Annotated in this window: 20 protein-coding genes and 1 tRNA gene; 8 read left to right on the top strand and 13 right to left on the bottom strand. The window is 45.9% G+C overall.

Annotated elements, in window-relative coordinates:
• Positions 1 to 56: 56 nt before the first annotated feature.
• Positions 57 to 503, bottom strand: coding sequence for an LEA/WHy family protein (locus B5D42_RS15400; RefSeq protein WP_078832425.1), 447 nt, complete (start codon positions 501 to 503; stop codon positions 57 to 59).
• Positions 504 to 905: 402 nt separating this feature from the next.
• Here B5D42_RS15400 and B5D42_RS15395 point away from each other — a divergent pair, with 402 nt between their 5' ends.
• From B5D42_RS15395 to B5D42_RS15370, 6 genes are all read left to right on the top strand, one after another.
• Positions 906 to 1,532: a WbqC family protein gene (locus B5D42_RS15395; RefSeq protein ID WP_078832424.1), complete on the top strand. Its 627-nt coding sequence runs from the start codon at positions 906 to 908 to the stop codon at positions 1,530 to 1,532.
• 103 nt (positions 1,533 to 1,635) lie between these two features.
• Positions 1,636 to 5,304: a PKD domain-containing protein gene (locus tag B5D42_RS15390; protein WP_078832423.1), complete on the top strand. Its 3,669-nt coding sequence runs from the start codon at positions 1,636 to 1,638 to the stop codon at positions 5,302 to 5,304.
• A 9-nt stretch (positions 5,305 to 5,313) separates the two neighbouring features.
• Entirely contained in the window at positions 5,314 to 6,345 is a 1,032-nt protein-coding gene (locus B5D42_RS15385) for a PorP/SprF family type IX secretion system membrane protein (protein WP_078832422.1), read from the top strand.
• Positions 6,346 to 6,357: 12 nt separating this feature from the next.
• A complete protein-coding gene (locus B5D42_RS15380) occupies positions 6,358 to 6,684 on the top strand; it encodes an antibiotic biosynthesis monooxygenase family protein (RefSeq protein ID WP_078832421.1) in 327 nt (108 codons plus the stop codon).
• Positions 6,685 to 6,738: 54 nt separating this feature from the next.
• Positions 6,739 to 7,470: a GAF domain-containing protein gene (locus B5D42_RS15375; protein ID WP_078832420.1), complete on the top strand. Its 732-nt coding sequence runs from the start codon at positions 6,739 to 6,741 to the stop codon at positions 7,468 to 7,470.
• Between the two features lie 26 nt (positions 7,471 to 7,496).
• The gene (locus B5D42_RS15370) at positions 7,497 to 7,883 is read left to right on the top strand and encodes a hypothetical protein (RefSeq protein WP_078832419.1); all 387 of its coding nucleotides are present in this window, start codon (positions 7,497 to 7,499) and stop codon (positions 7,881 to 7,883) included.
• A gap of 2 nt (positions 7,884 to 7,885) precedes the next feature.
• On the opposite strand, the gene B5D42_RS15365 is transcribed toward B5D42_RS15370, so the two are convergent.
• The 6 genes from B5D42_RS15365 to B5D42_RS15340 all read right to left on the bottom strand — a co-directional run bounded on the left by B5D42_RS15365 (position 7,886) and on the right by B5D42_RS15340 (position 13,870).
• Positions 7,886 to 8,830: a class I SAM-dependent methyltransferase gene (locus tag B5D42_RS15365; RefSeq protein ID WP_245825727.1), complete on the bottom strand. Its 945-nt coding sequence runs from the start codon at positions 8,828 to 8,830 to the stop codon at positions 7,886 to 7,888.
• A 744-nt stretch (positions 8,831 to 9,574) separates the two neighbouring features.
• Positions 9,575 to 10,075 carry a hypothetical protein gene (locus B5D42_RS15360; RefSeq protein WP_139367194.1) on the bottom strand — a complete coding sequence of 167 codons (501 nt, stop codon included), beginning with the start codon at positions 10,073 to 10,075 and terminating at the stop codon, positions 9,575 to 9,577.
• Positions 10,051 to 11,508: a hypothetical protein gene (locus tag B5D42_RS15355; RefSeq protein ID WP_078832416.1), complete on the bottom strand. Its 1,458-nt coding sequence runs from the start codon at positions 11,506 to 11,508 to the stop codon at positions 10,051 to 10,053. The genes B5D42_RS15360 and B5D42_RS15355 overlap by 25 nt, the downstream gene beginning before the upstream one ends.
• Before the next feature lie 441 nt (positions 11,509 to 11,949).
• Positions 11,950 to 12,023, bottom strand: a tRNA-Arg gene (locus tag B5D42_RS15350).
• Positions 12,024 to 12,205: 182 nt separating this feature from the next.
• Complete coding sequence (locus tag B5D42_RS15345; RefSeq protein ID WP_078832415.1) at positions 12,206 to 12,985, bottom strand: SDR family NAD(P)-dependent oxidoreductase; 780 nt, start codon at positions 12,983 to 12,985, stop codon at positions 12,206 to 12,208.
• Positions 12,986 to 13,057: 72 nt separating this feature from the next.
• On the bottom strand, positions 13,058 to 13,870 hold the full coding sequence (locus B5D42_RS15340; RefSeq protein ID WP_078832414.1) for a phytanoyl-CoA dioxygenase family protein: 813 nt from the start codon (positions 13,868 to 13,870) through the stop codon (positions 13,058 to 13,060).
• 153 nt (positions 13,871 to 14,023) lie between these two features.
• Between B5D42_RS15340 and B5D42_RS15335 the strand changes: the two genes are divergently transcribed.
• Positions 14,024 to 15,127 carry a BamA/TamA family outer membrane protein gene (locus B5D42_RS15335; RefSeq protein ID WP_078832413.1) on the top strand — a complete coding sequence of 368 codons (1,104 nt, stop codon included), beginning with the start codon at positions 14,024 to 14,026 and terminating at the stop codon, positions 15,125 to 15,127.
• Here B5D42_RS15335 and B5D42_RS15330 read toward each other — a convergent pair.
• The 5 genes from B5D42_RS15330 to pfkA all read right to left on the bottom strand — a co-directional run bounded on the left by B5D42_RS15330 (position 15,124) and on the right by pfkA (position 22,212).
• Positions 15,124 to 15,807 (bottom strand): phosphatase PAP2-related protein, encoded by a 684-nt coding sequence (locus B5D42_RS15330; protein WP_078832412.1) that lies wholly within the window; start codon positions 15,805 to 15,807, stop codon positions 15,124 to 15,126. The two genes, B5D42_RS15335 and B5D42_RS15330, sit on opposite strands and share 4 nt — an antisense overlap.
• Before the next feature lie 109 nt (positions 15,808 to 15,916).
• A complete protein-coding gene (gene nagB, locus B5D42_RS15325; RefSeq protein WP_078832411.1) occupies positions 15,917 to 17,815 on the bottom strand; it encodes a glucosamine-6-phosphate deaminase in 1,899 nt (632 codons plus the stop codon).
• Positions 17,816 to 17,960: 145 nt separating this feature from the next.
• Positions 17,961 to 19,595 (bottom strand): beta-N-acetylhexosaminidase, encoded by a 1,635-nt coding sequence (locus tag B5D42_RS15320; protein WP_078832410.1) that lies wholly within the window; start codon positions 19,593 to 19,595, stop codon positions 17,961 to 17,963.
• Positions 19,596 to 19,679: 84 nt separating this feature from the next.
• Positions 19,680 to 21,170, bottom strand: a complete 1,491-nt coding sequence (gene pyk / locus B5D42_RS15315; RefSeq protein WP_078832409.1) for a pyruvate kinase — start codon at positions 21,168 to 21,170, stop codon at positions 19,680 to 19,682.
• A 55-nt stretch (positions 21,171 to 21,225) separates the two neighbouring features.
• On the bottom strand, positions 21,226 to 22,212 hold the full coding sequence (pfkA, locus tag B5D42_RS15310) for a 6-phosphofructokinase (RefSeq protein ID WP_078832408.1): 987 nt from the start codon (positions 22,210 to 22,212) through the stop codon (positions 21,226 to 21,228).
• A gap of 150 nt (positions 22,213 to 22,362) precedes the next feature.
• Here pfkA and B5D42_RS15305 point away from each other — a divergent pair, with 150 nt between their 5' ends.
• Positions 22,363 to 23,247, top strand: coding sequence for an SDR family oxidoreductase (locus tag B5D42_RS15305; protein WP_078832407.1), 885 nt, complete (start codon positions 22,363 to 22,365; stop codon positions 23,245 to 23,247).
• A 2-nt stretch (positions 23,248 to 23,249) separates the two neighbouring features.
• Here the strand turns inward: B5D42_RS15305 and B5D42_RS15300 are convergent, their stop codons facing one another.
• Positions 23,250 to 24,098: an OmpA family protein gene (locus tag B5D42_RS15300; protein WP_078832406.1), complete on the bottom strand. Its 849-nt coding sequence runs from the start codon at positions 24,096 to 24,098 to the stop codon at positions 23,250 to 23,252.
• Between the last annotated feature and the right edge of the window lie 179 nt (positions 24,099 to 24,277).

Below are 24,277 nucleotides of genomic sequence, written 5' to 3'. Positions count from 1 at the left end.
AGAATCTGCAAGTTACAAAGAATAACGCTGCCAATGTTCCGGCGGGCTTATGATCACTAAAACAGATCGAGTTTATGCCGGGCCTCATAGCTGAATGGTATATTGGCAAAAATCCCTGCCTTGCCAACCCTTGTGGTACCTTTTACATTAATAAGCACTTCTTTGCTGAACAGCAGGGTAAAAGCATTTTTATAGACCCCCTTCATATCTACCATGATCCTGGACGGAAGTACAAATTCTGACCGCCGCTGGATATGCATCAGGGTATCGAGCTTGAATTTACCGAGGTAATGGTTGTCTATATAGATGTCGCAATCCACTTTTCGCAGGTCAACGCCAAACCCGTTCGGGTTATAATAGACAAGGTCCATAGTGAGGGCAGTCTGATCAAATCCCAGGGTTTCAAGTTTTACATTCTTGACGTCGCGGTAGTCGAATGCTTTCGGTTTCTGACAGGCGATAAAGACCAGGGGGAATAGCAATAAAGGCAGAATTCTTTTCAACGGTGCTTTGATGTTTGATGCAAAATAAACGAGTACCTGCAGTTTTCCATAAATATAATGGATAGCCGGTCCCCGCTGATAAATGCTACTATGGAGAAGGGCAGGAGCGGCCTCGAGTTTTTATTGAAGCAGGTGAATGACCGGTTTCTTCAAATTGGCAGGAATAGGGTAGATTTGGTTTTTGGTTGATGTATTTTTGTGATCAGTCATGCTAAAATGTATCGCATATGATCATTGGAATTAACGTTATAACGATACTAATAAATTGAGTTTAGTAGAATCGCAATTAATATACTTAAAATCAATTTATTATAATGTTTAATTGATCTAATTAATGAATTAATTTCGGCTCTTTTCTCTACAATTTTACCAACTATAGAATGGTAATAAAATGATTTAATTATGAGTATTGAAATCATTGAAATTCAATATTTTCCAACGATTAATTATAGTAAAATTTTGTTTTTCGGAACAAATAATGGAATTATATTATCCGAAGAGTACCGTAAAATGAGTTTTCGCAACCGTTGTGTGGTTGCAGGAAGCAACGGATTGATTCATTTATCCGTTCCATTGGAAAAAGGACGTACACAAAAAATACCTACTGCTGAAGTCCGCATCAGCTACAGCCAGGACTGGCAGCAGCAACATTGGCGCACAATTGTGTCCTGTTATAACCGGTCCCCTTTTTTTGAATTTTATGCGCCCTGGCTGGAAGACTTTTTCAGGAAGAAGCATGAGTATCTCGCAGACATGAACCAGGAAATCCTGGAATGGCTGGCGCGTCAACTCAAAATTTTACTGCCCGCTAAAACGGTACGACCGGAAGATGCCGCGCATGCCATTGACCGGCGGGACTATTTCCTGCCCAAAAATTTCCAGCAGGACGATCGGAAAGGTGATATTTTTTATACCCAGGTATTTGCCGACCGGATCGGTTTTCAGCCAAATCTCTCCATACTGGACCTGTTATTTTGCGAAGGACCGGCAAGTTCCGGTTTGCTGCAGGGCAGCAAATTTTCATTTTAAGGACTCTTTACCAAAAAGAGAGGTCATTTCCCCTTAATTTTAACCATACGTTGCTCTGATATCCTGGTAAGCCGTTTTGCGTAGCTGTAACTGTAACCCAACAATGAAGAAGTTGAGATCACTGCTTGCACTCCTGTGCAGCATCGGAGCATTATTATCTTATTCACAGGATTTTTCCAATAAAGGGAAGGACTTCTGGCTGGGCTACGGTTATCATGTTAGCATGGTTTCCAGTACAACCGGCGATCCGCTGACCAATGGCGGCAGCCAGGAAATGGTCTTATATTTTACATCAGATAAAAACGCAAAAGTTACGGTAGAAGTGCCGGGAGTAGGATATTCGCAGCAATATACGGTTACTGCCAACCAGGTTACCATCAGTGCGCCGTTGCCAAAGACAACTTCGCTGGATTGCCGGATTTCCGGTCCGGGATTGTTTAATACCGGGATCCATATCACGAGCGATGAACCGGTTGTAGCTTATGCGCATATTTATAACGCCAGTATATCGGGCGCCTCACTTCTTTTTCCTACCACTACGCTTGGAAAAGAGTATTACTCCATCAACTATACTCAGTCTTCCAATTCGCCTTTTTCAAATTCATTCTTTTTTGTGGTGGCTACTGAGGATAATACTACTGTAGAAATCACTCCTTCAGCGGCTAATAAAAACGGGCTGGCACCCAATGCTCCTTTCCTTATATCGCTGAATAAAGGCCAGATCTATAGTGTGCTGGGCACAACCAACGGAAGTGCGGGTACAGATCTGACGGGTTCAAAGATCAGGTCGGTGAGTGCAAACGGGAGTGGGGGCTGTAAAAAGATCGCTGTTTTTTCCGGTGCAGGTAAAATGAGTATCGGGGGAAATGCAACCGGCAGTGCTGATAATCTCTTTGCTCAGGCTTTACCCGCTGTTGCATGGGGTAAGAAATACCTGACCGTTCCAACAGGAAGTCAACCCAATAATTTTTACCGGATCTGCGTGTCGGACCCCACAACCGTTGTTAAACTGAATGGCGTTGTGATCCCGGCTTCATCCCTGATCAATAATTTCTATTACCAGTTCAAGAACAGTAACAGCGCGGCAACACCCGTACCTAACCTGATCGAGTCGGATAAACCGATCATCGTGGCACAATACTGCACTACGCAGGGAACAGAAGGTAATCCATCCGGAACCGGTGCGGGAAACAACGGGATCGGCGGTGATCCGGAAATGATCTACCTGAGCCCGGTAGAGCAGACGATCAATCAGATCACACTTTATTCAACCAGTGCTCAGCAGATCCTGCAGAGCTATATCAATGTGGTCATCAAAAAAGGCGGAGCGGCGAGCTTTACATTAGATGGTGTGTCGCGCACGGCAGATTTTCAGCCGCATCCGCAGGATAATAACTATTCGTATGCCATTTTTACGGTATCTCCGGGCTCACATACTTTATATTCGGATATCGGTTTCAATGCCATTGCTTACGGATTTGGTAATGCAGAAAGCTATGGTTACAATGCCGGAACCAATGTGCAGGATTTTTCACAGACTGCGGCTTTTCAGAATCCATATAACAGGGTCGATTCTGCAGTGACCTGCGTTAATACCCCGCTTCGTTTTGCTGTGCCGATCAGTTTTCAGCCTACATCTATCAAATGGGATTTTTCTGCAGCGCCGAATATCAGTCCTGCTGCCAGCATCGGCCCGGTTGCTTCTCCCGGCTCCGACAGCAGTAAAACAGTCAATGGTCAGACACTTTATTATTACAGCACCAACCAGGTATACACGTTTACCAAAGCCAATACCACTTCATTGCGTGATACGATCAAGATCTACACCACATCTGCAACACCCGATGGTTGCGGAAGTACGGATCAGATATTCACTATTCCTGTTAAGGTATACGAAAAGCCAAAAGCTGCTTTTGTTTATACGCATGCAGGCTGTGTTTCTGATGCGGTGCAGTTCACAGATCAGAGTACTGCCAGTACCGGCAATATCAACAGGTGGCAATGGGACTTCGGCGATGGCACGGTTTCGGACCAGTCTGTAGCTGCGGTTGCACCAAAGACCTATTCCGCTGCGGGTTCCTATACAATTAAGCTGCAATCCATCTCAGACGTAGGCTGTATTTCAGACCAGGTAACGAACACAATTGCAATAGACGCCAAGCCGGCGGCGCGCTTTACCATACCGGCATCCATCTGCGAACAGGGTATCATTACTTTTACAGATGCGTCTGCCACGCCCCGCGGTACACTTACAAAATGGACCTGGGATCTCGATAACGGCAACGGACCTTTCACCAATACTGCGAATACAGCTACAACCGCAACATATCCGGTTTACGGTACCAGGAATGTGTCGTTGCAGGTAGAGACCGGCACCGGCTGTAAAAGCGATCCTTATACTTTAGCTGTAACTGTAAACCCATTACCGCAACCCGGTTTTATATTACCCCAGGTTTGTCTGAACGATGGCAGCGCAACGTTTACAGATACTTCCAAAATCGCAGCGGGTGCAGCACAGTTCAGCTATCTATGGAAATTCAATGATGCAACACCTGCCGTAACACCAGGCCCGCTCACTGCTACAAGCACACAGAAAAATCCTGCGGTCAGCTATCAGAAAGCGGATAATTATAAAGTAACATTGACGGTGACTGCGGTAAATACGGGTTGTGTTGCAAGCATATCACAGAATTTTACGGTGAATGGCAGCACACCGAAAGCTGATTTCGAATTCAACAATAACCCGCCTTATTGCGGTACCAAAGCGGTAGAGATCAAAAACAAATCTACGGTTGACTTTGGTAATGTGACCAGGATTGAACTGTATTGGGATTATATCAATAACCCGGCTGCAAAGGAAGTGATCACATCGCCGCAGGTCAATGCGATCTTCAGTCACTCATACCCCGACCTGCAAACAGCAGCCGGTGTTTCTTACCGCGTCAGGATGGTGGCATTTTCGGGAGGCAGCAGTTGCAGTAGTGTACTGTACAAGGATATCACGGTGTTCCCGCAACCGAAAGCAGGTTTTTCCATGTCGGCCACCAGCATCTGCTCGGGTAAACAGGTTTCATTTACCGATGCGAGCAGCAGCAGTTCGGGTACAATCAGTTCATGGCATTGGGAGTTGGGTAAGAACAGTTCCTCTGCACTGCAGAATCCGCAGAAAACATACACGGATTCCGGCATTATGAATATCAGTCTGTACATCCTGAACAGCAACGGATGCAACAGCGATACGCTTATTCAGCCATTGACCGTTTACCCGAATCCCAAACTCACCCTGCCAAATGATCTCCTTATACTGGCGGGCGGAAGGGTTACCATTGTGCCTACAACGATTTATGGTAACCAGCTGTCTTATAAGTGGACGCCGGCTACCTATCTTTCCAGCGATATTATTGCCACACCGGTGGCAACGCCAGTCAATGACATCACATACCAGCTTACGGTTACAGCACAGGGAGGCTGTACCGCTACAGCCCATGTACGCATCAGCGTATTGCAGGCACCGGATGTTCCAAATGCCTTTTCTCCCAACGGAGATGGCATCAATGATACCTGGAAAATTAAGTATCTTGATTCCTATCCGGGCGCAGTGGTGGAAGTATACAACCGTTACGGACAGATCGTTTTCCGGTCTGTAGGTTATGGCAAAGAATGGGATGGGACTTACCAGGGGAATCCTTTACCGGTTGCAACTTATTATTATATCATCAACCCCGGAAATGGCAGGCAGGCAATGACAGGCTCTGTTACCATTATCAAATAGACTGACTGTATGAAGAAACTGATGCGTTTTATATGGATGAGCTGTTGCCTTACCACCTACGTTGCGGGAACGGCACAGCAGCGTCCTTACTATACACAGTATATCATGAACAACTATATTCTCAATCCGGCAGTGGCTGGTATTGAGAATTACTGGGATGCAAAAGCCAGTCACCGTATGCAATGGATCGGTGTACAGGATGCACCTGTAACTACTTACTTTACGATACAGGGCCCATTAAAAAAAGGGGATTACGACCGATTGAACCCTACCAGCTTTCATGCCAGCGGATCCAACCCGCGCGGACCGGCTTACTGGCGCGATTATGTAGCTGCCGAGCCGCACCATGGAATAGGGTTTACGATATTGAATGACAAAACCGGTCCCCTGAACCGTTTCGCAGCTTACGGATCTTATGCATACCATATGGGTATTTCACCGGGAACAAGTATTTCGGCGGGCGTATCAGTAGGTATTACCAATATGAGCCTTGATGCTTCCAAACTGAATTTCGGTTCGGTTACAGTAGATCCGGCAGTGGCGGGAAGTGGAGTGATCAATAAGATCAGGCCGGATATCAGCGCCGGATTATGGCTTTATTCAAAAGATTATTTCCTGGGTATTGCAGCGCAGCAGATCGTTCCGCAGCAGATCGCATTTTCAGATAACCAGGTATATGTGGAAAAGGGAAAACTGATTCCGCACCTTTTCTTCAGTGCAGGTTACCGCATTCCAGTATCGGATGATGTGAGTTTACTGCCTTCGGCACTGATCCGTTATATCAGCCCTTTGCCTGTGGGTTTCGATATCAACGCGAAAGTGCAGTACCAGGACCTGCTCTGGCTGGGCGGTTCTTATCGTTACAAAGATGGTTATGCAGCGATGGCTGGCGTAAACCTCAACCGCAATATCAATATCGGCTATTCATACGATCTTCAGACATCGAACCTGAATACCGTGAGCAAAGGAACCCATGAGATCCTGGTAGGCTTTCTGATAGGGAACAGTTATGGCGACTGGTGCCCAAGGCATCTCTGGTAAACCAAAACCCTGATGATGAAAATTGCAAATACACCTAAACCGCCTTATTACGCGGTGATCTTTACGTCTTTACGTACCGAAGCGGAAGAAAATTATGAGTCCACTGCCGACAGAATGGTAGAACTGGCTATGGAACAGCCGGGTTATCTTGGGCATGAATTTGCACGGAGCGGACTAGGAGTTACTGTTTCCTATTGGGACAGTCTTGAGTCGATCCGTAACTGGAAACAGCATACGGAACACCTGGATGCACAGGAGAAAGGGCGTGAAACCTGGTACCAGGCATATAAGACGCGGATCTGCCTTGTAGAACGTGATTATGGCTTTGAAGCAGATTAATACTAACGGTCAATTGTAATTTTTTTATCTTGCAGTGACCCTGAAACAATATCTATGGAAACTGCAATTGATCCTGTGGATGATTCCTTGCAGGCTTATAAGGCCTTTAGGTACCCGCTTGCCGCGGCTGAGCAGGACAAGCAACTAAGCTCACTTGCAGCGCTCATTGCGGATATCTGCCAGGTACCGGTGGTGCTGATTGTTCTGACACGTTCTGGTAAAGAATATATACATACCGGTTTCGGCCTGGTGCCGGAGTTACACCGTTACTCATTTCTTTCAGCGGCTGGTCCTGATCAGTCGGTAAGGATTTTGGAAGACCTGGAAACCACTCCCGGCCAGATCATGGACAAAGATGGATCGCGGGCCCGTTTTTTTGCGTGCGTCCCCCTGATTCATCCTGTATATAAACAGATCGGAGCGGTTTGCCTGCTCAATAATAAACCCGGACAACTCACAGAACAGCAGCAATCAATGCTCAGAGTACTGTCGGAACAAGTGTTACTGGTTTTGCGTGCAGGAATGGAAATAACAGCCGATTCAGACGCAGATGCCTTCGGGAAAAAGATGCTTGCTATAAACAATAAGATAATTTCTATTGTTTCGCACGAGATCAAGGCCCCGGTGGCATTGTTGAAAACGCTGATCGATTATAAAAAGAGTGAAAACGTATCAATGGAAGAGCTGTCCGAAATGGTGAACATGCTATATGTACAGCTGGCTACCACACTCGAATCACTGGAGCCGTTCCGGAAAAATGCAGGAGAGAAGGAAGAAGGAAAATAGATCGTCCGAAAATTCAATCAAACGAAATGACATCCCTCCGAAAAAAATACGTTATCGGAAGCCTGATGCTGGTACTGATCGTATCAGCGCTGACTTATGTTTTCGTATACCGCTATGCCGTTCCGAAATCTGCCGTATGGGCCGTTCCTTACAAATGGAGAAGTTTCCCGCTGGGAGAGAAGCGCTCCATTGTTCAGGATTACCTCGGCGCACCGCTTTCCCAGACTCAGCAGATACCGGGTTATGACCGGTGGCAGAGCGGACCGGTGAAACAGAATTACCTGCTTACCGTTTATTATACCACACCTGATTCCATTGCAAACAGCTACTCGGTTTATTATCATCACCGGGGAATGTTCGTTACTCGCCGCTACCTGATGGATAGTTTTGCATTGCCCCCAGACAGCCGGTAATGTTATTTGATGATCTTGTAACACCATCTTTTCAGTTTCCCTTCAAAATCGAAAGGAGTGGTGTTGCGGGTGATATCTTTGATGCTGGTTGCTTTTATGGCAGGTTCATCTAGTATAAACTTTGTAAAATTAGTACTGAAGTAGACCGTGCCGCCGGGAGTTACCGCGCTGAGCACATCGTTCAGTAGTTCCACATGATCGCGCTGGATATCGAGAAAATCTTTCATGCGCTTGCTGTTGCTGAACGTTGGCGGGTCCATGATCACCAGGTCGAAACTGTCTGGTTGCAGGGTTTTGAGGTATTGTTTTACATCAGCATGTACAAAGCGGTATTTCTCTTTATCCTTCAGCAGGTTGATGACCATATTGTCTTCTGCCCAGTTGAGGTAAGTTTTTGAAAGGTCCACTGAAGTAACAGTTTTGGCGCCGCCGGCCGCTGCATATACAGAAAAGGAACCTGTATAGCAGAACAGGTTCAGCACGTTTTTACCCTCACTGCTTTCTCTTACCTGTTGCCGGGTAATGCGGTGATCGAGAAAAAGGCCGGTATCCAGGTAATCGGTGAGGTTTACCAGGAATTTCAGGCCCTGCTCGGATACGGTAAAGAATTCCTGCTTCGTATCCATTTTTTCGTACTGATCGTCTCCGCGGTGCGACATACGTTTCCGTTGCCTGATATAAATATTCTCGGGAGCGATGCCCGTGATTTCAGTGATGATTTTAAGGCAGCCACCGAGCCAGGCATCATGTTCTTCATCCGTCATACCATGCCGGCGCAGGTATTCGGCGAGGTAAAGTTTGTCTTCATACAGTTCAATACAGAAAGGAAATTCAGGCAGGTCGTGGTCGTAAATGCGGTAGCAGGACACGTTTGTTCTGCGCGCCTGTTTGCTGCGATGTTTGTACACTTTACCGAGCCTGTTGCTGAACATCGTTTCTTTTTCCATGGGGGCAAATTAAAAATAAAAGGTTGAATAGGATGGGGTTCTGGTAATTGTACCGGAATTAAATCTTTGATATGAAAGCAAAATTGCAATAGCGCCAGATTCACAAAAAGAACGGCTGTAGTTAATGCTACAGCCGTTTAAAAATCATTAAATTATTTTACCGCAGTTGACTACTATCCCGAATTGATAATCGGTTGCTTAAAAAGCGATCCACATAAGCCATAAAGAAGGTTGGCGTAAACCGAGCAAGGAATTCTAACAGGTATTCACCTGACAGAGGATTAAAAACCCCAAGACTGCCTACCATCGAAATCGCCGTAAAGAGCACATAAGATAAAATCAGCATACAAACACCTGCAAGAAAAAGAGACTTTCTGACCTGCGGAATAAATTTCAACAAATAATATATCACGCATAACATGAATGATATAACAAAAGCTACTTGCAACAATGCTATAAGATCAGTTTTGATATAAGGACTTTTGGTTCTTTGAAATTGAATATTATTGAATATCCAGGACGATAATCCGATTATCAATGTATAGATCAATGCCAGACCAAAGAATGAAAATGTTTTTTGCTTTATTGTTGTTAGCATCCTAACCTCCGTTTTAATTCCTGGAAATTAATTTGTTTCCTCAGGTAGGCTCTTTTGTTTACAAACTCGACTGTCAGCTGAAATGTTCTGATAGAATTAGATCATATCCGGCAGATTTATATTGTAAACCGATGGATAAATTTGCTTCAGTTTTTTCTTTGAGGGAGATAATTTCTGATTGTTATAACCATAGGCTCCTGGTCATAACTTTTAGATTTGGATTGGACAGTGCCGATCAGCCCCGATATGGATTTGATATTGAATGTACATTCGTCATCACCCAATAAAAATGTAACCCACACGGGGTAAATGCCTGGTTTTGCTTTAGGAAAAGAGAATTCCGTCTTTAATTTCAATAAGGAATGTACCAGTGATTTTCGAAATGCCGTATCCGTATAGATACTCGATACTGCAACGTTGTTAATTTTACCATTTTTTTTAATATCTATCTCCAGCATTACAATTTCGCTTTTGGTATATGATATGCTTTCATAAGGATCATATCGTACGAGAAAGCGTTCCAATTGCGTCTGCAGATATTTACGTGTTTCTTCTTTGTTCTGTCCATGAACTACAGAAGTTGCGGAAATCAGGAACAAGGCAAGTAATAGAATGTTACGTTTTATGGGCATTTTCTTAGTTTCCATGTTTTATTGTCTGGTAACGAGGCATCCCTCGCAGTCCAATTTATATTTTTAATGCTGTTTGTATCGGTTTTTAATTTCCATACCGTGGTTTCATATAAGCCGCCCCATGCTAAAGCCCGGGCAACAGAGTCTGGAACCCTAGGACTCATATTTTTTACAAACCTTGTCATCATATCTACGTAGGTCTCTGCCATTGCATTATGTTGTGCCAATTCAGTTGTATTTAATGAATCAAACCTATAAACTGCAAATAGAGGAAATAAGGTAGAAAAAACACTTTGATGTACCAGTTTCCTATCAACAAGATGCAGATAATAATCAATATAAGCATGTAAGGCTTCGTGCATAAATGTCACTGCGATATATTCTTGTGTAGAATTATTCAGCACATCCGGATTCATTTTAACGGTAGCTCTGAAAGTGCTTAGACTTCCTCCCGGTCTTGTTTCTGCATCTGTCGATGTTCCAGCCAAATTATTATCAACTTGAAAACGTATGTCTATATAGTTTGTGTCTCCAAATAAGGTTTTTATTACACTGGCTATTGAATCATTAATATTGAACATGACGGCCAATATATTCTGCGCGCAGGGATAGCCAGCAAGAGAGTCAACAATAATCCTGTTGTTAACTTCTAAATATTCGTCATAATTAAATGCTCCACCTTCACCACCTCCGCCACCACCGGGACTAGGCCAGCCTCCGCTTCCGCCAGGAGAAGACCCTGGGGGTGACTCAAAGCAAATCGTATAGAGATCATAACCAACCCTATAATAGCCACAAGTGAGGTGAGAAGGCGTGTCAACGTATGTGCTCCTGCATTCATAATTATAAACAGGGACGAGAAGTGGCCTGCAATCATCCGCTACATTAGTCCTTATGTCATTTTGGGAATTTGTTCTGATCCTTATATCTGTTGTTGACGAAACTTTCTTCTTGTAAACTTTCGTTGGGAAATTTAAACCGTTATACCAGGCCCAGGATGCATCGTTGTCTCCATTAAGTCTATCAAAGATTGTGACTTTGGAATACCCGGATTCTGCTGGGCCGGAATTAGGGTTATCGTATGAATGCTTTACCCTGGCAACTATTTCATTGGCATTCTTCTGAAAGACCATGCTAAAACCAGTATGCTTCCTCTGATCTTTTTCATCCACGAATGGTACTTCATAATATGAATTATTCCTTGATTTGAATGCACTGGCAAGCTCCCAGTTTAATTTGTTTATTGCAGTTACTCCGTTACTGTTTGTGATGGCTATTTCACCACTCTTGTAAGATAGACCGTTAGAGCGAAGCCATGCTTGCAATTCAGTAATATTTTCCTGAACGCTTAATCCGGAAACGGCATTTTTTCTACAGGCATAGAAAATTAGTCCGACACCTACTAGTACTGCAATAAATAACTTGCTTTTTGTTAAACGATACACCATAGAATTATAGTCAGTTTTGGGGCAGGCAATTCTTAATTAGCCCAATGCAGTTAGCAATAACTTCAAAAAGCCCACAGACAGGATTGCCTAACAATCGAATATGATTCTTGGGGATGGATCAAATATGTAAATAAATATTCATAATTCAAAATCCTTTGTGAATCGCACAATATAATCGCTTTGTCAACTCAGCCACTTCAAATTCATTGCTTCCAGTCGCTCAGGCCGCTTGGTATCGCCTTCGCTCCGTCGCTTCTTTGGCCTCTATCGAAATGTGCTGCGCATGATTTCGATTACCTCAGCTTCGCTGGGTACCGAACCTAAAGAAGTGTTTCTGCAAAGACTCGTAGATTTATTATATTCTTCCCAACACCTGTGGTTGTGGGGAGGAGTAACAATTTGCGGCAATAAAAAAACCCCACATTTCTGTGAGGCTTTTTGTGACCGCGTCAGGATTCAAACCTGAAACCTTCTGATCCGTAGTCAGATGCTCTATTCAGTTGAGCTACGCAGCCATTCCGTTGTAACGGGTTGCAAATATAAAAGCAAATTGAGAAATAACAAAACCTAAGTCGTTTTTTTATAAAAATATCAGGATAAGATGTTCTGATTAATAAATGATACAGAAGCAGTTAGAAACCGCTAAACTGCATCAAACACAGGCTGGTATTGAACCGCAGGCCGTGTTCTTTTTCCATTAATCAAGATCGTAAATTCCTGCGGATGCTTTTTCCACGAGTTTTTTAGGCAGGAGCCAGGCAAAAAACGCACCTGCTTTATTGATAAAACCTGTAATCAGTTCTGTTTTGCCCGCAAACATGGCTGCAACTGCCTGCTTCGCTACTGCTTCGGGGGTCATGTTCACTTTTTCTGCTGTTTTCAGCGCTTTTTCTCCCACCTGTGCCCGGTGTGCAAAACCGGTATCAGTAGATCCCGGGCTCACAGCTGTAACTGAAATATTGGTTTTACGCAGTTCATAACGAAGGCCGCGCGTAAAGCGAAGCATAAACGCTTTTGATGCCGCGTACACACTCAAGCCGGGTACCGCCTGGTAAGCCGCAGAGCTCACAATATTTAAGATATATGCCTGGCTGTGCTGTTGCAGCAGGGGCAGCATTTCGCGGCAAAGCATTACCGGAACGGTCATGTTCACCCGCATCATTTCTGCATGCGCTTCGGCGCTGTATGCATCGAAACGGCCGCTGAGCCCGTAGCCGGCATTGTTCACGAGAATATTCACTTCGTAACCATTTTCCCTGATCCAGTTCATAATGGCTGATGTAGCACCGGAATCGCCAAGATCAGTGGCCAGCCATGCCGTTTTCACCTGGTGCTGCCGGCCGAGGTTGTCTGCCAGCTGCTCTAACAATTCTTCACTGCGCGCTACCAGCAGCAGGTTGATCTTCTGGGCAGCAAGGGTTTCTGCTATGGCTTTTCCGATGCCTTTGCTGGCGCCGGTAATAAGGGCGTACGACATATGAACTTGTTTAAAGTAGAACGGTCAACAAAACTATGTTGACCGTTCGGAATATCTTGGCTTGGGGGTTGTTTAGTGGTGTACTTTGCCGGTAAAACGGTGGTAGAAAGGAGTTTTACTCTTCTCGTTTTTAGGCATATACTTTCCTGTAACAATCGGCACGTACATAACACGGCGACGGCTTTCTTCTCCGAATTTCGGGGATTGCTTTACACGGTGCCACAGGCGGCCATCATGCACCGACAGATCTCCTGAATACAGGTCGAAACCTACTTCACGGTCATCGTCGTTATTATCGATAAAGTATTTTTTACCGAATAACAGTTTCAGCACATTCTGCTTGTGCGTACCTGGTAATACACGCAAACCACCGTTCTCGAACGGACAGGTATCGAGGTGGATACCTACGTTCAGCATCGGCATGATCTTCTGGCCCAGGAACAGGTCGCGCGGGCTGTCGGTATGCCAGCCCATCTGGGTAAATGTGCTGTTCGGTGTATTGATGTAATTATTGATAACCAGACCATCTTTTTCATTCTCAGCGATACGGCCTTCGTATGGCTGTAACAAAGCGGTGAGCGCTTTCAGGCGTGGCTCTTCCAGCAAATGGTGAAGCGGATCGCTGTAAAGCGAACTGAAGCACAGACGTTGTATGGTCAGGTTTCCCTGTTCGTCTTTACCGAACTTGAGTGGAATACCGTTTACTTTTTCGCGCTTTTCTTCCAACCATTGCTTTTCAAGGCGTTTCAGCTCACTGATATAAGTATCAACTTTTTCCTTTGTAAGAAAATTTCTGAACACGATCACGCCATGTTCATCAAAGAAGTCGAGCTGCTCTTGTGTAAGCGTATCACCTAATTGAAAATGACTTTCCCATTTTTTCATTCGTACCCTATATTGCGTTAACGTATATTAGTGTAATGTTAATTAATTATTACAAAATCATAACCTTAATCTGTCTAAAAAACAAGCAAATCTAAGCAATTTATGCTTGAGATTACGCCACTTAATATATAAGGGGTTAATTTAGCGTCTTTTATGACAAAATTGTGTTTTTTCTTCGCTTGTTCTGCCATTTTCTTCCTGTCCCTGGTGATCCATCCGGGTACGGTGAAAGCCCAGAATGATTCGGTAAAAAAGAGTAATCTGCTCATTTTTCCGGTACTTGCCAAATCTATCGAAACCGGCTGGTCGGGTGGGGTTGCGGGCGCGCTGACCTTCCGGCTAAGCAGAAAGGATACGGTAAGCCGGACGTCTAACCTGCAGGCACTGGGGCTTTATTCCCTCAACAAACAACTGGTTGTTGCGCTCAACGGGGCCCAGTATGCCCATGGCGAACGCTATATCCTGAACGAACAGATTTCTTTCAGTTCTTTCCCGGATCAGTTCTGGGGACTGGGAAAATACACACCCGACAGCGCCAAAGAGCCTTATTCCTTTAAACAATTCTATACTTATCTGCACCTGATGCGCAAGCTGGGCCGGCGGATCTTTGTAGGGGCCCTGTTCGAATACCAGCTGGTGGACCAGGTGAAATATGTTGCGGGAGGCGCGTTCGACAAGCAGCAGGTGGTTGGCCGGGATGGCTACCATATTGCCGGCCTGGGCCTCAGTTTTACCTATGACAGCAGGAACCATGCATTCTCGCCTGATAAAGGGGGCTTTGCGCAGGTCTATTTCAATCATTTCGGTTCGTACCTGGGTTCCGAACACCGCTATACCAATATTGTACTTGATTTCCGGAGGTATATTTCCGTAGGGGGTGATAATGTACTGGCACTACAGGCATACAGCTTCAACAATACCGGTAATGATGCTCCGCTGCGCAGCCTGGCAAGTCTCGGAGGGGCAAACAGTATGCGTGGTTATTATGCAGGGCGCTTCCGCGATAACAGTCTCGCCGTTTTGCAGGCTGAATTCCGTTTCCCGGTTTACAAACGTTTTGGTGCCGTGGCCTTCGGCAGTGCGGGAGATGTTGGGCATGATTACAAAGACTATGCACTGAAAGACCTCAAATATTCATTCGGAGCCGGCCTCCGTTTCGCACTGAACAAAAGTGAAAAGCTGAACCTGCGGCTCGATTATGGTATTGGCCAGGGTAATAACAGCGGTCTCTATTTCCAATTGGGAGAAGCGTTTTAAAAATCTTTGGATTCCAGTGCCAGTTTTGCCGGCTGGTAAGCTGATGTTTTCCGCGCAGCTATATAAACGGCATATGTGAAAATAAACGCACCAACCACATCAATACTGTAATGTACATGCTGCACCAGTACCAGTACTGCAATGGAAAGGGTAGACAGTGCTGCAGCGATCTTGTCAGTTTTCTTCTCCAGGGTCAGGAAGATCAGGAACTGGATCGATGTGTGGCCTGAAAAGAACAGGTCGCGCGTCATGAAGATATCGGTACCACCATAAAACACACTGGTGAACGGATCGGCGAGCGGGATCAGTCCGGCGGGCGGGTCGAGCGGAACCAGGTAAATGGTCAGCGTGCGTACAATACAAAGAATGGTAAATGCATGAAGAACCAGTAATGCAAATGCAGCACGCTGCACACAACGCAGCAGCCAGAGTATCGTCATTCCCCAGATAATAATAAAAATAGGCAGCGACATGTCTGCAGGAGGTAATTGCCGCAGCAGGTAATCGTCCAGGAAAATACCCGGTCTTTTTTCAATATAACCGAAAAAAGCAGGGAAGGAGATCAGTATCAGCAGCAGTACGGGGATCACAACAATGAATTTGATCCTGAACGACCTGTCAGCCCAGGCCGCCCGCCATTCCGCATTCACTCCCTGGTACCAGTTCACTTTCTGCTGCATCCGGCAAATATAGAGAATGGCCTTTAGTGTTAACTTATTGTTACCCTAATTTTAAGCAAAAGGCACCAGCGATGTGGTGCCTTTGTTATAATCAATATCAAAAAAAAATCTAGTAATGCCATCTCACAAATGCTTCTATCGCGGCATATTTGGTCATGCCTAACTGCGCATAGAGATTAGCTGTATTGGCGTTACGGTCTTCTGCACGCTGCCAGAATTCCCTGCTGTCTGAGCCCTGGAACGGAACCATATCTTTTTGCGACTGGTGAATGAAGATCCCGAAGCGTTTTTTCATCACCTGGTCGGGGCTCATCGGGATCGCCATTTCGATCTCGGAAATATCCCATTCCTGCCATGCGCCCTTGTATAACCATACCCAGCACTGATCGATCCATGGTTCGCCCGCAGCTTTAAGTCTGTGCATGCTCTCGAAAATGATATCGAGGCATACTTTATGTGTTCCGTGCGGATCTGCAAGATCACCCGCACAGTAGATCTGGTGCGGCTGGAGTTTTTTCAGCAGCTCCATCGTGATTTCGATATCGGCTTCGCTCATCGGTTTTTTCTCCACAGTACCGGTTTCATAGAACGGAAGGTTCATGAAATGGCATCTGTCTTCGGTTAGACCAACATAGCGGCAGGTTGCCTTTGCTTCACAACGTCTGATCAGGCCTTTGATGGCACGGATATCTGAGGTGTCGGACTGGTTCTTCTGTTTGCCTGAAATGAATTTGCGGGCAGCTTCCAGCATATCGCTGCTCTTGGAGCTGTCGATGCCGAACATCTGCTCAAATCCAACCGTGAAATCCATGAAACGGGTTACAAATTCGTCTGTAACGGCGATATTGCCGCTGGTCTGGTAAGCTACATGTACTTCATGACCCTGGTCGTGCAGGCGCATAAAAGTTCCGCCCATGCTGATGATATCATCGTCGGGGTGCGGAGAGAAGATCAGGCATTTTTTGGGATAAGGTGTGCTGCGTTCCGGATGTGCCGGGATCACAGCATTGGGTTTGCCGCCCGGCCAGCCCGTAAGACTGTCGCGGAGCATATAAAAAACCTGCAGGTTGATCTCGTAAGCATCTCCTTTTTCCACCAGCAGGTCAGACAGGCCATTCTCATTATAATCGTATGCTGTAAGACTCAGGATCGCTTTGTTGAGTTTAAGTCCGAGATTCACTACGGCACGTTTGATCATTTTATCCGTCCATACGCAGTCGCCGGTGAGCCATGGTGTTTTTATACGGGTCAGTTCTGCCGCAGCCGGTTCATCGATAATGAAAGTACAATCGTTATGCTGCTGCAGGATGCTTGCGGGGATCTGTTCTGTGATATTACCTTCCACTGATTTGGCCACGATCGCGCTTTTCATGCCCCAGGCCATGAGCAGGATGCGTTTTGCCTTCATGATGGTGCTGATGCCCATGGTGATGGCCAGTCTCGGAACCTTCGAAATATGCTGAAACTCGTAGGCGTTTGCAATACGGGTAGAGTTATCGAGGTTTACGAGTCTTGTGGTAGAGAAAATGCTGGAACCAGGTTCGTTGAAACCGATGTGCCCGTTATTACCTATACCCAGCACCTGCAGGTCGATGCCGCCAACTGCCTGGATCTTGGCATCGTATTCGGCACAGTATTTTTTGATCTCTTCTTTTTTCCAGTTACTGTCCGGGATATTGATGTTAGCCGGGTCGATGTCTACATGATTGAACAGGTGGCGGTGCATAAAGCTCCAGTAGCTCTGGAATGCATCCTTATCGATCGGGTAATATTCGTCGAGGTTAAATGTGATCACATTACGGAAGCTGAGCCCTTCTTCGCGATGCATACGTACGAGTTCCGCATACATGCTGATGGGAGTAGAACCGGTAGCAAGACCGAGCACACAGTTTTCTCCGGCGGCTTGTTTCTGACGGATCAGGGCAGCAATTTCCGAAGCGGCAAACCTGGAGCCGGCCTTTGAATCGGGATGAATAACAACCGGAATCTTTTCAAATGAATCAACCATAAATGAGGGTATTTTGGATATGCTAAGTTACGTTACCTTTTTCAAGAACTGAAACAAAAACGCAAAATAAGCCGCAGAAAACCGCAAATGCAATTTCAAAAAACGCAAGCCTGAATTTTTTGCCTGTTCGTGCGTCTTCTAAGGTTTATTGATTCACAGTATTAAAGAAGGCTTTGCTGTAGTTCCGTTTCAGCCAGTCGTACCTGCTGAATTCATTTCCAAGCCTTTTCTCGAAATCCGGCCAGCTGCGTTTTTCCTTCCGGCTCCATAATACTTCGCTTAGTGCGCTCATTCTCGGGAAGATCATGTATTCCACTTTAGCGGTATTCTTGATGTACTCGGTCCAGAGGTTCGCCTGGGCACCCAGGATATAATTGCTTTCTGCCTCGTTGAGTTCTTTGGGAACGGGTTCGTAACTGTATACTTTCTGGATGGTGGTATAACCGCCGATGGTAACGGAATCTTCGTTCTTATCCTGTGTATGGTCGAAATACATCCAGCCGCCGGGTGTCATGATCACCTGGTGCTGCTGCCGGGCTGCTTCAATACCTCCTTTTTCACCGCGCCAGCTCATCACGGTTGCATTGGGTGCCAGCCCTCCTTCGAGGATCTCGTCCCACCCAATGATCTGGCGGCCTTTTTTGTTGAGGTATTGTTCGATGCGCCTGATAAAGTAACTCTGCAGGCCATGTTCATCTTTCAGGCCCTTTTCTTTGATCAGCTGCTGGCAGAAAGCTGAACGTTTCCAGTTGTCTTTCGGGCATTCGTCGCCTCCGATATGGATGTATTTGCCGGGGAATAGCTGTATCACTTCATCCAGCACATTCTGCAGGAATTCAAATGTGTATTCCGTAGGAGCGAACACATCGGGGAATACACCCCAGGACTGCTGTACTTTTTTACCCGTACTATCGCCATTCCATGCTGTCTGTGAAGGATGGCGCGTAGCTTCTTCCGGGAAACAGCTGAGCTGCGGGTATGCTGCTATTGCGGCAGAAGCGTGTCCCGGCATTTCGATTTCGGGAAGCACTGTGATATAACGGTCTGCCGCGTATTTTACCACTTCTTTTATTTCTTCCTGTGTATAGTAACCACCGTAACGGATACCATCATTTCCTTTGCCTGGGTAACGGCCGATAATGGTTCCGTTACGATAACCGCCTACCTGTGTGAGTCTGGGATATTTTTTGATTTCGATGCGCCAGCCCTGGTCGTCTGTGAGATGCCAGTGGAAAGAATTCATCTTATACATCGCAATGAAATCAATGTATTTTTTGATGAAAGAGACCGGGAAAAAATGACGGCTTACATCCAGATGCATACCCCTGTATGCAAAGCGTGGCTTATCGGTGATGGCAACTGCCGGGACTGCCAGCTGAGGTCCTTTCCGGAATGGCAGCAATTGAATGAGTGTCTGCACGCCGTAAAAACAACCTTCGCCATTATCGCCCGCAATGTAAATAGCGTCATTGCTTACATCAAGCCTGTAGGCTCCCGGTAAACGGTATTCCTGCTTTTCATAATTCAACACAATATTCCCTTTGCCTGCGTTACCACCTTGTTTTACCTGGAGGCTGATGCCGTGTATTTTTTCGAGATAGTCCCTGAGGAAACGTGCAGATTTTTCCAGTCCCGATCCCTGCAGAATGATCTTCGTGTTTTTTGAAATGGTGAAACTGCCCTGCCGCACTTCCATTTGTTCGGGTTGCGGGATGAGCATGGGTTGCTGTGCTTTGAGCAGAACAGGTAACAACAAAAGGAGGCTGAGCAATTGTTTCATTATAGCGGATCGTTTGATGCAATTTAAGCAGGAACAAAAAAAGATCCCTGTATGCAGGGATCTTTTTATCCGGAATAAACCAGGTTAATTAACTTTTGTGAGTTTGATGATATTGGTAGGCAGATGTTTGTCTACCGGCGTACTGCCCGTATTCACTACTACATCATCAGTATTCAGAAATCCTCTTTCTTTCAGGATATTGATCTGGTCCTGGATGATATCATCGAGGCTTTCCTCTTCTGCATAATATAGTGCCCTTACACCCCAGCTGAGGCTCAGCTGGTTTACAAGACTTTTTTCCTTGGTAAAGATGAACAGCGGCGACGATGGTCTGTAGCTGCTCAGCATAAACGCAGTATAACCACTTTGTGTCATACCGATGAGTGCATTTGCTTTTACATCTTCGGAGATCTTACATGCATTGTAGCAGATCGCATCGCTGTGGAAAGAAGGAGAGTGGGGCTGGGGTTTCAGATCTTCTGAACGGTTGTAGCGGTATTCTTTTTTCTCTACTTCCATGATGATCTTACGCATTGTTTCCACCACAAGTGCGGGATGCTGTCCTGTGGCAGTTTCACCGCTGAGCATTACTGCATCAGCACCTTCCAGCACGGCATTAGCTACGTCTGTGATCTCACTGCGGTTTGGTTTTACGCGGTCGATCATGCTTTCCATCATCTGGGTTGCTACAATTACCGGTTTGGCGCGGTGAATACATTTACGGATCAGTTCTTTCTGGATCAGCGGGATTTTTTCAACCGGTAACTCAACACCCAGGTCGCCGCGTGCCACCATGATGCCATCGCTCTCCACAATGATATCGCGGATATTGAGCAGGGCTTCCGGTTTTTCAATTTTGGCTATGATCTTTGTTTTACTGTCTTTTTCTTTCAGTTTGCTGCGCAGGATCACGAGGTCATCCACGCTGCGTACGAAACTCAGTGCAACCCAGTCGCAACGCTGTTCAATGATGAACTCAAGATCGGCCAGATCCTTTTCTGTCAGTGCAGGAAGCGAGATCTTGGTATCCGGCAGGTTGATGCCTTTTTTAGAAGAAAGGATACCGCCCAGTGTTACCACCACTTTCACATCGCCGTTGTTCTCTACGCTTACAACCCTTACTTCGAGTTTGCCATCATCGATCAGGATAATATTTCCCACCACTACATCGCCGGCCAGGTTCGGATAAGATACATAGATCTTCTCGAGCGTTCCCACACAGGCTTCATTGGTAAAAGTAAGGATGTCTCCCACTTTTACTTCCAGCGCATTGTTCTCGATCAGTCCCACACGCAGTTTCGGCCCCTGCAGATCTGCCAGGATGGAGATATTGTAAGGCTCGGTCTTGTTAATGTTGCGGATATGTTCGATGATCTTTGCTTTGTCTTCATGACTTCCGTGCGAAAAATTCAGGCGGAAAACGTTTACGCCGGCTTTTACAAGTTCCAGCAGTTTTTCGTAAGTATCGCAGGCAGGACCAACGGTTGCTACGATCTTGGTACGATGGTGAACATGTTCAACACCTGCCTGTTTATCCATATTGGGGTGCAGGTATTTATCGATGTTTTTTGACATTGGGGAAAATTTGGTTGATTGCTCGTTATAAAATGATTCTGTTTCGGTGTGTTACTTAGCTGGCCAGGATCTTCACGATCTTTAACCATTCTTTCATGATTGTCTGTTTGGCTTTGATGGCATTGTCAAGCGGGGTGTAGTGCATTTTGTTGTTTACGATTCCCACCATCACATTATGTTTGCCGTTCATGAGGCATTCAACGGCATGATAGCCCATGCGGCTGGCGATCAGCCTGTCAAGACAGGTAGGAGAGCCGCCGCGTTGTATATGTCCTAAAATACAAACTCTTGTATCTGCCTGGGGCAGGCGTTTTTTGATGATGGTGGCCAGTTCATTCGCTCCGCCGTACTCGTCGCCCTCTGCCACTACCACGAGGTTTACCAGCTTTTTTCTTTTTTCTTTTTCGGTGAGTGAATTGATCAGCTCATCGATATCCGTTTTTGTTTCCGGAACGAGAATGTTTTCTGCGCCTGTGGCGATGCCGCTGTGCAATGCAATATAACCCGCGTCACGCCCCATTACTTCCACAATGAACAACCTGTCGTGCGCATCTGCGGTGTCCCTGATCTTATCAATCGCTTCCACAGCTGTATTCACTGCGGTATCAAATCCTATGGTAAAGTCGCTGCCTGCAATGTCTTTGTCGATGGTGCCCGGTAAACCGATACAGGGAATATCGAATTCATTACTGAATTTCTGAGCTCCGCGGAAACTGCCGTCGCCACCGATGATCACCAGTCCGTCGATCCCTCTTTTCCTGAGGTTATCATATGCTTTTTTCCTGCCTTCCGGCTCCATGAATTCTTTGCTTCTTGCTGTTTTAAGAATGGTTCCGCCGCGCTGGATGATGTTGGCTACGGAACGGGAATCCATCTGGTAAATATCATCGTCTATCATCCCGCTGTATCCACGCATGATGCCAAACATTTCCAGTCCATGGTATAAGCCCGTGCGCACTACTGCCCTTACTGCTGCATTCATGCCAGGGGCATCGCCTCCCGAAGTCAGAATTCCGATCTTGTTAACTTTTTTTTCAGACATGGTCGTTGAGAAATTCTTGAACGAATAAATAGTTTAATACTATGGCAATCGTAAATGTATAGTGTACCGGCTACACTAAGTTTCAAAAGTACGCAATTGAAAGTAAATGTCAAGAATGATCGCATATTCTATTTTCAGTAATCTTGTAAAATGAAAATAATTGTTACCGGTGCCAATGGGTTTCTTGCACAGCATCTTTGCAGAATGCTTGTAATCAAAGGGTTTGAGGTTCATGCGCTTGCAAGGGGCGAAAGCCGGTTATCTTATTGTGAAGGAATCGTTTATCATGCCGTTGAACTAACAGATGTTAGCCGGATTGATGCGGTTTTCTCCCTGGTGCAACCACATTTTGTGATCCATGCGGCCGCCATGAGTAAGCCGGACGAATGCTTCGATCAGCCTGAAAAATGCCTGCTGCATAATGTTGAAGTTACCCGTTACCTCTTGCATACCGCACAGCAGTACAATAGTTTTTTCATCTACATATCAACTGATTTCATCTTTGGCGATAACGGCCCGCACAGCGAGGATGACCTACCGCAGCCACTTAATTTTTACGGCGAAAGCAAACTGATGGCAGAAAACCTGGTGAATGCCAGCGGCCTGGATACAGCTATTGTTCGCCCGGTTTTTATTTATGGAGAACAAGCCGAAGGTATGCGTGCGGATTTCTTACACTGGATCCGTAATCATCTTCAGCAGCAATTACCGGTTAAAGTAGTAACCGATCAATGGCGCACGCCCACATTTGCACCTGATATCTGTAACGGGATCATTGAGATCATCACACGGAAACTAACCGGGGCTTTTCACCTGGCCGGGCCGGAGATCCTTTCTCCTTATGAAATGGCGCTTACGGTTGCCCGTTTGCTGCAACTGGACGAATCGCTTATTACCCCTGTAACCGCTGATACCTTCCCCGAACGGGTGAAGCGCGCAAAGCGTTCAGGCCTGAAGATCGATAAAGCCCGTAAGCTACTCGGATATAATCCTGTTTTATTTGAAGAGGGAGTGCGGCGAAGTTTCGGGTTATGATCTTATTTACGGATGATCTTGATCTCTACCCGCCGGTTAGCATCCATCTGCGCAATGGTGCGTTCGGGGTAATACATGGGTTTTGAGCTTCCGAAGCCCCGGTAGCTGAGGCGGGAAGCCGCAATGCCGTTCCGGACCAGGAACTCATAAATAGAACGGGCCCTGTTTTCGGAAAGATTATTGGTTTGCGTATCGATATCAAGTCCGTCGCTGATACCGAATGCGCAGCAGATATGCCCCTGTATTTCTATTTCCAGTGTACTGAACTTCTTCATCACTTCCAGCAGTTCATAAGCGGCAGGAATGGATTCACGTACCAGCATATGTCGGCCTCCTATAAAGTTCAGGTTCTTCAGTACAAGATTATCGCCTGCTTTAAGCGAACTGTCGCTTACCCTTTTTTCCAGCGAAGGTTGTTGCGGTACTGCAGGCGTTTGTGCTGTTGCAGTTGATGCCTGCGGATCATTGGTGATGAATATATCCACCCGCCGGTTGCGGAGGCGTTCTTCTTCGGTCAGGTTGCTGTTGGCCGGCTTTCGCTTGCCGTATGCTTCTGCTTTACCAACCTGGCCTTTGGCAATGGTAGTAGTGCCGAAATATTGCAGTACGGCATTTACGCGTTCCCAGGCCAGGGAATCGTTGTAGGTATTATTGCCTATCGCATCGCAATAGCCGAAAATATCTACGGTGTTCATACCGGTTTTATTCAGGTACAGGATGCTGTCGATCTTTTTACGCTCAGAACTGTCCAGCGAAGCACTGTTAAAGCGGAAGTAGACGCTCAGCTTTTGCTGCTGTGCGCCGATGGTTTGGGTACAGAAAAGAATGGCCAGCACGATGAAACATCTCATAAATCCGCTTATTGCTTATAAAGTTGCTGCAAATAGGGCGTAAATAACAGGGCTGGATGTATTTTTAACATTTTTCGGTGCAGGCAGGCTGGGATGGTCTTCGCTGACGTCTCCCGAAGGGGACTCAGCGCAGCACGATGATGCTATTTCTAAAGCGGTTCATAAATTTCAAACTTCAC

This window comes from Sediminibacterium ginsengisoli, assembly GCF_900167075.1.
Lineage (GTDB): Bacteria > Bacteroidota > Bacteroidia > Chitinophagales > Chitinophagaceae > Sediminibacterium > Sediminibacterium ginsengisoli.
This window is presented reverse-complemented; position numbering and strand designations above follow the sequence as displayed.